This is a genomic window from Okeania sp. SIO2C9, assembly GCF_010672455.1.
Lineage (GTDB): Bacteria > Cyanobacteriota > Cyanobacteriia > Cyanobacteriales > Microcoleaceae > Okeania.
In genome coordinates, this window is sequence record NZ_JAAHGO010000045.1 from 63,274 (window position 1) to 74,573 (window position 11,300).

General features: G+C 34.4%; 7 protein-coding genes and 1 pseudogene. 3 read left to right on the forward strand and 5 right to left on the reverse strand.

The window, feature by feature from the left end:
• Nucleotides 1-362: 362 nt before the first annotated feature.
• Entirely contained in the window at nucleotides 363-683 is a 321-nt protein-coding gene (locus F6K23_RS27015; protein WP_293161508.1) for an antibiotic biosynthesis monooxygenase, read from the reverse strand.
• A 221-nt stretch (nucleotides 684-904) separates the two neighbouring features.
• Here F6K23_RS27015 and F6K23_RS27020 point away from each other — a divergent pair, with 221 nt between their 5' ends.
• Complete coding sequence (locus tag F6K23_RS27020; protein WP_293161510.1) at nucleotides 905-1,162, forward strand: hypothetical protein; 258 nt, start codon at nucleotides 905-907, stop codon at nucleotides 1,160-1,162.
• Here F6K23_RS27020 and F6K23_RS27025 read toward each other — a convergent pair.
• The 3 genes from F6K23_RS27025 to F6K23_RS27035 all read right to left on the reverse strand — a co-directional run bounded on the left by F6K23_RS27025 (nucleotide 1,153) and on the right by F6K23_RS27035 (nucleotide 6,004).
• Entirely contained in the window at nucleotides 1,153-3,435 is a 2,283-nt protein-coding gene (locus F6K23_RS27025; protein WP_293161512.1) for a protein-arginine deiminase domain-containing protein, read from the reverse strand. The two genes, F6K23_RS27020 and F6K23_RS27025, sit on opposite strands and share 10 nt — an antisense overlap.
• A 383-nt stretch (nucleotides 3,436-3,818) precedes the next feature.
• Nucleotides 3,819-4,592, reverse strand: coding sequence for a response regulator transcription factor (locus tag F6K23_RS27030; protein ID WP_293161527.1), 774 nt, complete (start codon nucleotides 4,590-4,592; stop codon nucleotides 3,819-3,821).
• A gap of 692 nt (nucleotides 4,593-5,284) precedes the next feature.
• Nucleotides 5,285-6,004, reverse strand: a complete 720-nt coding sequence (locus tag F6K23_RS27035) for a hypothetical protein (RefSeq protein ID WP_293161514.1) — start codon at nucleotides 6,002-6,004, stop codon at nucleotides 5,285-5,287.
• 1,194 nt (nucleotides 6,005-7,198) lie between these two features.
• Here F6K23_RS27035 and F6K23_RS27040 point away from each other — a divergent pair.
• Nucleotides 7,199-7,663: a hypothetical protein gene (locus F6K23_RS27040; RefSeq protein WP_293161516.1), complete on the forward strand. Its 465-nt coding sequence runs from the start codon at nucleotides 7,199-7,201 to the stop codon at nucleotides 7,661-7,663.
• 867 nt (nucleotides 7,664-8,530) lie between these two features.
• On the opposite strand, the gene F6K23_RS27045 is transcribed toward F6K23_RS27040, so the two are convergent.
• Nucleotides 8,531-9,025, reverse strand: coding sequence for a hypothetical protein (locus F6K23_RS27045; RefSeq protein WP_293161518.1), 495 nt, complete (start codon nucleotides 9,023-9,025; stop codon nucleotides 8,531-8,533).
• A 2,010-nt stretch (nucleotides 9,026-11,035) separates the two neighbouring features.
• Here F6K23_RS27045 and F6K23_RS27050 point away from each other — a divergent pair.
• Nucleotides 11,036-11,300, forward strand: a pseudogene (locus F6K23_RS27050) (RNA-guided endonuclease TnpB family protein); the annotation flags it as partial.

Sequence of the window (11,300 nt, forward strand, 5' to 3'; positions counted from 1 at the left end):
ATTCAGGAATTGGGGGATAGAAAAAGTCTATTCCCCAATTGAGAATGTAGAGGGAAAATTTATCTAATTGCCAAGATATTACAGCGCTTTTCATATTGATGACCTCGCGTCACAATCAAAACCCTGTAGGGATGTTCCATGGAACGTCCCTACTGTGGTCTACCGTGCAAGAAAACTGCTCTAAAGGCAAGATTTGTCAATTTATAGCACTCGAAGAAAAAGTTAGGACAGATCAAAAGCTGAAAATTCAGACAAAGCAATATTTTTCGGTTCTTCAGTCCTTCCTTCTTTCTTCTTTCTTCTTCCTTCTTCCTTCTTCCTTCTGCTATAAATTAGACAAAAAATTACCCTCATCTGCCAAATTATTCTGGCAATATCTCAGTAACAGTTTCATAAAAATTAGTTTCTGGTGGTTGAGCAAATAAATGTGACATTTCTTCCAATGCCGCTTTATAAGCTTCAGTTTGATTAGCATCCATATCTTCAACCCCTTCCCAAAAAATAACGGCAATACCTTTATCTGTTCCTGGCAACTGCAATAAATAAGCTCCCTTAAAACCTTCGTTATAGGTAGCAACTGCCTTTTCATAAAGTTCTCTTGCTTCTTCAAACTTTCCTGGTTTAAATTCTCCCAAAGCAACATAAGCATATTTATGCTTCAAAAAATCCATAAAATCCGACATTTTTTCTCCTGATAGATAGGGTTTAATAGCAAATCAAAAGTCAAAAATAAGACTTCTTAACTTGATTAAGAGAGTGTTTGTCAAATAAATATTAAATCATGTAGGGTGCGAATCAATACTTTTGACTTTTAACTTCCGGGTAGCGACGCTAGGACCTACAAACGCTGTATGCAACGTCCCTACTCCCTGGGATAATATAGAACCCATTTGGGATCTATAGATTGGGAGTGTGGGAAGTGTGGGGAGTGTGGGGAGTGTGGGGAGATGGGGGCAAATTTCAACTTTTTTCCCATATTTTATTTCTCAATCTCCTGACTCCTTTGCCAAAAACCCTCACCTTTGCAGAGATACCACTCAGGGGTTCTATAGAAGTTGAAGGAAAGGTCAGGATAGATCAAAAGCTTAAAACTCAAACAACGTTGGATTTTTCCTTCTTCCTTCTTCCTTCTTCCTTCTTCCTTCTGCTATATCACCTCTGACCTCTAAGCTCATAATTTTGAAATCTCAACTCTGAAATATCCTCAGACAAAGATTTCCAGAAAGGATTATTTTTTCCTAAACGGGTTGTATTTGTGGCATCATGGATACTTCCCCTGAGATTCTGATAATATTTATCGTCTATAAAATTAATATTTAAACTAGCATCAGCTACTAACCTGCGGAATTTTTCCTGAGTATAATCTCTACCATTAATTAATGCTCCTACGGGATTTGAAACCAACAATTCTCCATTCACTACCACCGAATTCACCATATTCGGCCACCAAGAATAACCACTATATCCAAACATAGCTGGCACTTGAATAATCTGGTCATCGCTTAAATTAAACTCCCGCTTCAACTTTTCAATTAATGGGTCTAATTTTTCCCGCTGCAAATAAAGATTATGCTGAATTAACTTCTGATTTTTTAGCGCTGCTCGTACCGTTGTTTGAGTACTTAAACCACGATTTATTGCCGCTTGTCCATATCCTTGTAGACTCAATTCTTCTAATAGTTTTACCCCTGCTTCTGGACTAACAATTAACATTAAAGGTTTGCCAAATTTACTAGGAATAAAAGTAATAATTTCATCTACATGACGAATCATTAACCAAGAAGTATCAATATCTACTGGCGGACCTTGAATTTTTTGCGCTTTAATAAAATCAACGATTTCTGGATTCATTCCTACTTCACCTGCCTTACCATAATAAATTCTTCCCAGATTGTATCCTGGTAGAGGTGGTGTCACTTCTAGGTTTCCATAAGCATCTGCCCACCTATTTAGGGGATCGAGTTGTCTGGGTTTACCTACTTCAAACCAGCCAAAATCTTCTTTGAGCAGACTTCTAGCGTATTGGTCATTTTCCCCAGGGCGATTAGCTTTAAGTGCCACATTCATATTACGGGTTTTACCTTGAGAGGGAAATTGCACATAACCTATTTCTTTAGTATCTTGCATCCAGGTGGTACCACCAGAATTAATTTGAGCTTTAGCACCTGTTTTTTCGACGATCTGTTTGATTTTGGCGACAAATTCTTGATTGCCAAAACCACGTTCGCTGACATGAAGCTCTTTAACTGGAGCAGTATTGGGAGACATTAACCAGGGAACTACACCTATTTGAATACTATCGGAGGCAATTTGTCTACCATTTTTTTCAGCGATCGCTGTTAATTTAACTACTCCTTTCCAGTTGCGATCTGCGAACTGTTTAGCTTCCACCCCTAATACTACTTTCTCTCTAGAAATTAATGCTTCAGTACCAGAAATATCTACTGGTTGCCATCCGTCTTCTGTTTTTTGGAATACATTAATATAGTCACTAGCATCTGTGTCTGTTGAGATATAGATTTGAGAATCTTGATAATTTTCTGCTACTTGAATATTCACCAGTGCCAAGTCTGCTTCATCACTTTCCCCATTAACTTCTCGATCGCGCCAGTCTGGTATTCGATCGCCATTGTCATCATCGCTATTAAATAACATCAATGCGCCTTCTGATAAAGACCATTTTTCTCTACTCGATCTGTCAGCTTCGTCTAATTCTCCGTCTCTGTTGGTGTCGCCATACATAGTGAAACCGGGAGATAAACTATATGCAATGGGTGAAGAATTGCTTGTATTATTCTTTGTGTCGTCTTCTATATTTTCTACCCATCTTCTTGCTGCTATTACTTTTTCATAGGAGGCAACTGCTAGATAACCCTGATATTCGATCATTTTTTCGATCGCTTTATCTGTAATTAAGGAATTTTGGGGAATTTCGCGCAGGTTAGAAATTGCCTCTAACCAAAGATTTTCTGCTTCTTGCCAGGTTTGGTAATTTGTCTGAGTTATTTTTCCTTTTTCTACTGCTTTACTTGCTTTGGCGATCGCTTGCTTCCAGCTTTGGAGCGCTTTTTCTTCTCTAATAATATTAGCTTCTACATTACGGAAATTTTTCAGGGTTTTTTCATACTGTTGTAGGTGAAATTGGTATTGCCAGGGTTCTTCTACTTCTTGGAGACTTGGCCTTTGAGAGACTTTATTCAGTTCAGTTTTGATTTCGTCTCTAAGCTGGTAAAGTTCTGATAGTGAATTTACTTTTTTTGTAGTTTTTAAGCTGTTGTTTACTGACTTGATCGTTTCTAATGGTGAAACTGCTGATTTTGTTTGTTCTGGAAGTAAAGGTTGTGCCACTGCTTGAGGAACAGGCACCCAAATAATTGCTACTAATGCTCCAATGGTATTAACTAGAGCTATTTTGACATATCTAATCCAACACATAGTATATATCCTCATATATACTAATGGATTTTAGCGGATTTTTGGCAACTCAGAGGGCTAATTTCCGATATTCTAACATTCTACCAAAAAATTCAAGTATAAAGCCTCTCCATTCATGGATAAAAAAGAAAAAAAATTCTTTTAACCAATTTTATAAGAAGAGGTAATTCTAAATTCTTAATTTTTTAAGGCGAAATATTTTTGGAGGGGAGATCAAATCCGCGTTACAAAAATAACTTCTGACTTCTGACTTCTAACTTCTGACTTCGTTAAATTTCCGGTTGAGAGATTGCAATTTGTCAGGTATTACAGAATTTTGAAAAAATCTCTCTGTTAGTTCAGTTTTTTATACCTAAATTATAATTTTTCAACCGGAAATTATTTTAAGGTTCTCTAACCCATTCCTGATTTGGTTTTGCCAAATTAGATGTTTCCAAATTATTAGCACTGGAACTATTACTAGGTAACTCTAAGCAGTAACCAGCACCGTATACTGTTTTAATATACCGAGGATGGCGAGGATCTGGTTCCATCTTTGTTCTCAGATGTCTAATATGGACTCGGATCGTCTCAATATCATCATCTGGATCGTAACCCCAGACTTCCTTGAGAATTTCACTCGGAGATACTGTCTGGCCATGTCGTTGCAGTAAACAATGGAGTAACTCAAATTCTAAATGAGTTAGTTTGACTGTCTGCTCAAACCAAATAGCCTCAAACCTTTCAGGAACAAGAGTCAGAGGACCATAATTCAGAATTTCGCTATGTTTAGCTGCTTGTGGTATTCGATCTGTGCGTCGCAGTAGGGCACGCACTCGTGCTAGCATTTCTTCTACTTCAAAGGGTTTTGTGAGATAATCATCTGCTCCAGCATTAAAGCCTTCTACTTTGTTTTGGGTTTGATTTAAAGCAGTTAACATCAGTACTGGAATATCGGCTGTCCTTTCATCACGACGCAGACGTTGACAAACTGTAAACCCATCTACCTTTGGTAGCATTAAATCTAATACTATCAGGTCTGGTAGTAGTTGGAGGGCTAGAGCTTGCCCTTTTATGCCATCTTCTGCTTGGCTAACTTCATAGCCAGCCATTTCTAGGTTGACAGCAACGAGTTCTGCGATCGCAGGATCGTCGTCAATGACGAGTATTCTGGGCATCATTTGCTACACTTACCTATAATTTTGTTTATTGTAATGTTTAATTAAGATTTTTAAGTTTGTTCTCACATTTTTTCGTTCAATGTTACAATTCTTTTTCAATACATAGGCCATCTTTAATTTTATTCTTCTACTTCTCTCTAACATAATTTTATCTTTTTGTCAAGCAAGGTAATTATAGAATATAGAAGAATATCTAAGTGGTTCTTTAACTAGTGCAGAATGGCGGAAATAACTGACCAGTTACAAAATCCTAAAAGCCTTACCAATCAATACTTCTGACTTCTGACTTGGTGACTTGGTGACTTCCGCGTAGCGGCACTAGTTCTTGGCGATCAGCTTTCAGCTATCAACTTGAGTTGAAATTCTCAGCTTGTAGACACTAGATAATTCAAGAGGGGTTGAAATTCTCTTTGAAATTGCATTTACTCGGTTTCAGTATAAATCTAAGCTGTTTGCGGAGCATTCCCTATTAGGAAGTACTGAATGCACCAATTGCTGTTTGCGGAGAATTCCCTCAGAAAATGCTTTTTAAATTAAGTCCTTGAATTGTAGTAAAGCTATTGTTTAATTGTGACTTGAGGCCAAGTAAATTTGAAGTAAACTTTTGCTCTCCAAATTTTTTGATAAAAGTAAAATCTTGGGGTTCTAAAAGTTAAAAAAAGCCATTGATTTAATTTAAAACTTTGTGCTTAAAATCTAGGAATTATAGGTAAAAATTGTGCTTGTTCTTGAAAATATTTCCATGCAATTGATTCCGGATCTTTTTGACTACTCCATTCTCCAAAATCAGGTTTTGTTTTCCGTTTACTGATAGTACTAGCATGAACATTGAGCCTAATTGCTAATTCTTTTTGGGTAAGAGGAGAAGCTATTTCAGTAGCAGATTGAAGTTGGGAATTTTCTGGGAAATCTTTTAGATGAGAATTTAGTTGGGAATTCTTTGGCAGTTGAGTCTCATAATTTGAAACTTTCGGGATTAATTGAGTATTGTGTTCTAAAATTTTATCCGTTGGTCTTCCCACGAGAGATACAGCAGTAGGAAAATAATATAATAAGCTACCCTCTTGTGTAATTTCTAATTCAGCACCAAATTCTTTGGCTTGTTCATCAAGAAATTCTTGGACTATTTTTCCCGATAGTTGGGAGTTTATGGCTAAATCTAAGGCTGTAATATACCCGTTATTTTCCTGAATTAACTGATAGAATATGCTATTCAAATAATCTTTTTGTTGTTTTTGTTTTTCCTGATAACGCTTGACGAACCAGGTAACTCCAGAGGCAATAGCAATGATTGTGAATATACGCCAGGATAAACCTAGCATTAGCAATGCTAATCCAAAAGAAATTACAATGGGAAAATTATCTGTGGATTTATTATTAGTGTTAAGGTTTCTTGGTTGTTCGGGCATTTTAATGTTCTTGAGCCAACTTTTATACTTGTTAGGTATCACCAACATTTACTGTTAATATAGCTAAATATAGACATAATTAGTCAATACTTTTAGCGTATTTTTAATAAATAATGATGTAGTTGGGATAAATTTTTGTCAATAATTAAGTCTATCAGACTAATTATTAATGCCATTGAGGTGATTTCTGAAGCAAAAAAATACAATACGATTTAGAAGAAAATTTTGCTAGTATTGATATTGGTTTGAACACCTAGCTAAACTTAGCTACATTAATATTTAATCAAGCTAGAATTATCGGTAGATTTCTGAAATTCATTGATCGATACTGTAAACTGTAACAAATTTCAAGTTAACTATTCAATTTCTTCTGCCTGAAAATTAATTGAGGATCAAATCAAAAAACTAGTTATCATCACTCACAAAAAAAAATGGCATTATGAATAATTTTTCAAAATTAATAATGGTAACAAAATGTTAATTTAGGGAAAAAAATAATCAAAACTTTGTAAATATTCCCGATACTATAATTAATCTCAATATTATCTTATCAAGTATAAATTGCAATAATTAAAGCGATTTAAACCTAATAATTCTATACATCAAAAATTATTTTTATTGATAATTATTCAATTCCTATATATAAAATTAGTGATAAAAAAGAAGTCTAGTTTGAGTAGGTAAAAAAAGAGTAGTCCCAAATTATTTTAGCTATGAAATAGAAGAGTAAGTGTCTTTGACAGTTTCTTTGACTTGAGGCAACTAGGGTGGTTTTGTAGTTTACACCGTTTGGATAGAATTGTTCAACAATGAATAATGAATAATGAATAATGAATAATGAATAATGAATAATTACCTCTTCTTTTCAAGGAGAGGATTGACAAATTCATGAAATTTTTTTTCTCTTGGTCGATTGGATATGGCTCCGAGACCTCGCCATCCCATCCTAACGGACTGCTCCGCAAACGACCGCTTATTACCCCCTTAAAAGGGGAGGCGCATACCCACAATTTTTCGGTAAAAAAAAAGACCTGTCTTATTTAATAGACCTCTCCTTTTTAATTAGTTATGAAAAAACTGATCCTCTAACTTCAACGTCATCTTCCTCCTCACTTAATTTATAAATATTCAACCGGACATGATATAACTATGTTTTTATAAAGTATACCTCCTTAGTTTGCAAGATTTTAAACAATGTTTCGTAAATTAAAAATTATTGGTGGCACTATTCTAGTCTATTTGTCCATCGCTAGTTGTAGCCCTAGCAAAGTTTTTCAGTGTAATGAATTGATTGTTACTATTAACAAGGGAAATACTCTTGTCAATTCTGAAAATTCCTTTGATGCTGCGACAACTAATCAGCTAGGAGGAGATTTAGAAGTAATTTCTCAGGAGTTAGAAGCTCTCAAACTTGAGGATGAAACTCTTCAGCAGTTTCAAAAAGACTTAACTCAAACATTTAAAGAACTTTCTCAAGCTTTTCTTGAGATGAGTGTAGCTCTTAAAACTAGCACACAAGTTGAAGCTTCATTAGAGGGTAGAAAAAAATTTAATCAGGCTAAAAATCAACTTACTCAAACAGGCCAGCAAGCTAATAAGGTTGCTACAGAAAAAGATATTTTGTTAGATAAGCTGGTTACTTATTGTCAAGATAAATAAGTTTAGAGCACTTTACACCTAATAAATAATTTCTATTACCAAAAATACCGGGTCTCAAACCTCCCCTTTTAAGCTATCCATTACCCAAATCTTTCTTAACATAAAGCTTGACAAAATAGACGAGTTATGGGTTAGTCTTGGTTCGGCTTTTTCGGAAGGGAAAATGTATTTTAAAATACATTTTTTTTTGATGACTTCAGTAGTGTTACTTAGCTACTATGATTTTTTCTCCTTTCTCCCCTGCTCCCTGCTCCCTTTCCCCTTCTGGGAGGGGAAGTGGGGGAGTGGGGGAGTGGGGGAGAAGCAAACACAAGAATAATTAACATGAACTTAGGTGAAATTAGTAAAAAAGTGATTTTACTTGTGCTAATTAGTTAAGAACTGAAGTCTTGTCCAATTATAGCAATAATGCATGGGAATTGGTATAAGGAATAGCCTTTTAAGGCAGGGTCAATTTATTGTCACGCTTAGAATAATTGATAGGAAGTGTGGGAAGTTTGGGTACCCACCCGCGCGCCCTTCCCTAGAGTGGAATGTGGGGTTAGGAGTAGAAAAAGACACCTAGAAACAAAAATCAGAGTGCACAGTTTTAGGTGTGTCACTCCAGTAGCACAATTAAATGTATTTCTAACTTAATATTCTCTGACCACAAAGAATTAGCCCTGCCCCTTTTAAAGGGATAGAAAGCAGTCGGTCTTTAGAGCTTCCCGAAGGGTGGGATGGCGAGGTCTCCTCGCGGGCCGACCATCGACCAAGAGAAAGAAAATTCTGCATCTTCTCGCTCCTTGGAACTGGAATGATCTGATTACCTATCCCACACTTTGCTGAGGCACTACCAAATATTGATTGGTAACTTCAATCAAACTATTAGTGATGAATTTCTAGCTCTAGTACATAATGTCCCATGCGTAACTGCTGAGACCATAGTTCATATTCTAAGCGCAGATAATCTGGAATTGGCCTTCCCTGAACTACTAGGTTACGGGTAAAGTTACGCATTCGTAGCTGATAATGTAAATTGAATGACTCGTCTTGTAGCCAATAACGACAGATACCATATACTCCTCTTTCCCAGATATGGCGGTAACAATATTTACCGTTTCCTTGCATAGTCATAATGACTCGGGACGGCGAAACTTCTAGCCATAAAAGTCTTGGTTTTAAGACAGTTGGCAATATTGATGGCTCATCTATGTCTATACATGATGTTTCTTTGTCTGTAATTGCAGGTTCATGCAATAATATATGAAATTGATCGCGGTCTTTATGATATAGAGTGGCCGCTGTTTCAACTATGGACCAAATTGGCAAGTCTGTTGATATTAATGATAGACTTACGGATTTGCGTTGATAAGTTAGCATATATTTTCTTAGGGTAAGTTGTAATTATTGAATGGTTGTTAGTTCTACAAAGATCAAAAATATTACTCTTGGTTAATAGCTTTTTCTTTCGCACGCAACCTTGGTCAAACTCTAATTTAGATTTAACTCTATTCTGACTGAGAATTTAAGATATCGGAATATACAGCACTTTTAAGTAAGTTAGGTACACCTGCACAACAACAATATTTACTGATTAAGATCGTGATTGGATAATCTGTACTTCATTAACCTATAATATGCTATATATCTGTGGTTTGTTATTGATAGGTTTTATGGAACTCATACATCAAATGTATAATTATGAGGTTTCTATTTCTTGCGGAAACCCTACACAAACATAATATTAAGATGAACTCAAGAAAGTCAAAAAAAATATGCCTTTGGCTGAAAACTTTAGCTGACAATAATTTAAAGCAATTACTTCATGTGAAGCACTGTTAAATTATTTGAGTTAATTATTATTAATAGAGAAGTAATATAGTATCAATCAAATTCATCTCTCTCATAATTTTTTTGAAGTTTGTGAGGTCAAAAAAAATTTAATAACACTTTGATATCAAGGTTAGGAAATTATTAAACATCATTGCATCATCAAATACTATGCTAATAAATATAGTAGTTAAAGCAAAAAGGCAATTCACAATAACTTTTTTCTTAACTCCTGAATTTTGAGGCTCGGGTCATTAACTCATCTTAAGATATTAACTATTCCTATAGTAGCATATTTATGTAGTTGGACACAAGGGATAGTATTTATAAAAAAACTTTAAAATTATCTACACTAAACTATTGCCAGTAGCCAGTCTAAGTAAATTTATTGATTTTAATTATATCTTTGTTTATTTTTGTTACAATGTTTTAACTAAATATATCAAATTATCACTTGATGAGTTAAATTTTACTGCTTTAAAGAATCTTGAAGAAGGAAAAAGGAAGAAGGAAAAAGTGGATGGTGACTCAAACCCCAACCAATTGTCAACACTCTGTAGACCGGGGGATAGTCAACCCACAAAGAAAAAGATAAATCATCAAAAATAATCAGAGAGTTGTTTGTTAGAGAAAAATAAATTGCTGGTGTTTTACAGTTTATTTATTAATGCTATAGTCGGTATTCAAAATTAAAGCAAGATAGTAAGTAGGATAGTTATAATTTAAATATATAAGCCTGAAAGAAACAGGTTTTTGAGCTACTTTATTTTTTGCTGAAGAATTAACTAGGTATAATATTACTACATTAAATTAGATTAAATTATTTGTATATTTACTTTATTACTATTCATAGTAAACAATTTGATCTAATAATTTTAGAAATAAGCTTGAGTGACTTAAAGACAGTATTTTGATGTTTGTCAGATTGAATACTAAATTAATATTCAAAATTTGTCTCAAATCAACTATAATAGCTACAAATAGACAATAAAAATACAAGATAAAGTCTAAAAGAAATCCTCAGAGGCTTTGATTCATCAGTTCTAATCACCAACACTTCCCTTAATGATCATTTTAGTTAACAGTTAACAGTACCTTCTCCAATAGGGAGGCTTAAAATACTGAATTTTCTTTTGTGTTGGTCAACCTCTATATACGGTTTTTCTAACTGATTTTTGCTAACAGTATAACAATTAGTAGGAATTTTTTAAAATTGGTATTTATAGCAAATATTGAGTTGCTTAGGACATTAGGATAGGGAGCGGGGAAAATAAGGATATTTGCTTTGGTAAGAAGATAGGTTTTTTCATCACTAATTATTCTACACAGGTATAATAAAAGTTATACATAAATATAGTCATATATAGTCAAGTAATGTCAAATATCTTCGTTGATTTATACAAGCATAGCTACTAAATATTTGACAAAATTTAATAACTCCAAGCCCAAAGGTTTAATAGTATAATGAAATTGGCACTTGAGTTTCAGGCTAAATAATCAGAACAATTCCGAAATCCTCAAATCCTAATATAATTTTAACCCCTTGATTTATGAGATTAGTTGAGAGACATATCCCATACAAAAAATCATCGGTTTTATTCTGAAATTGACCGACTGTGTTTCTTGTCTAAAAATCTCTATAACTATGCTAATTATTTAGTTCGTCAGTCTTTTATATTTAAAAAGACTTATCTTTCTTATTATGACTTGCAAAAAACACTCTCTACCCAACCAGACTATCAAGCAATACCAGCTAAAGTATCTCAACAAATATTGATGATACTAGATAGAAACACCGAAAAGCTTTTTAGCAGGAAACGAAGTT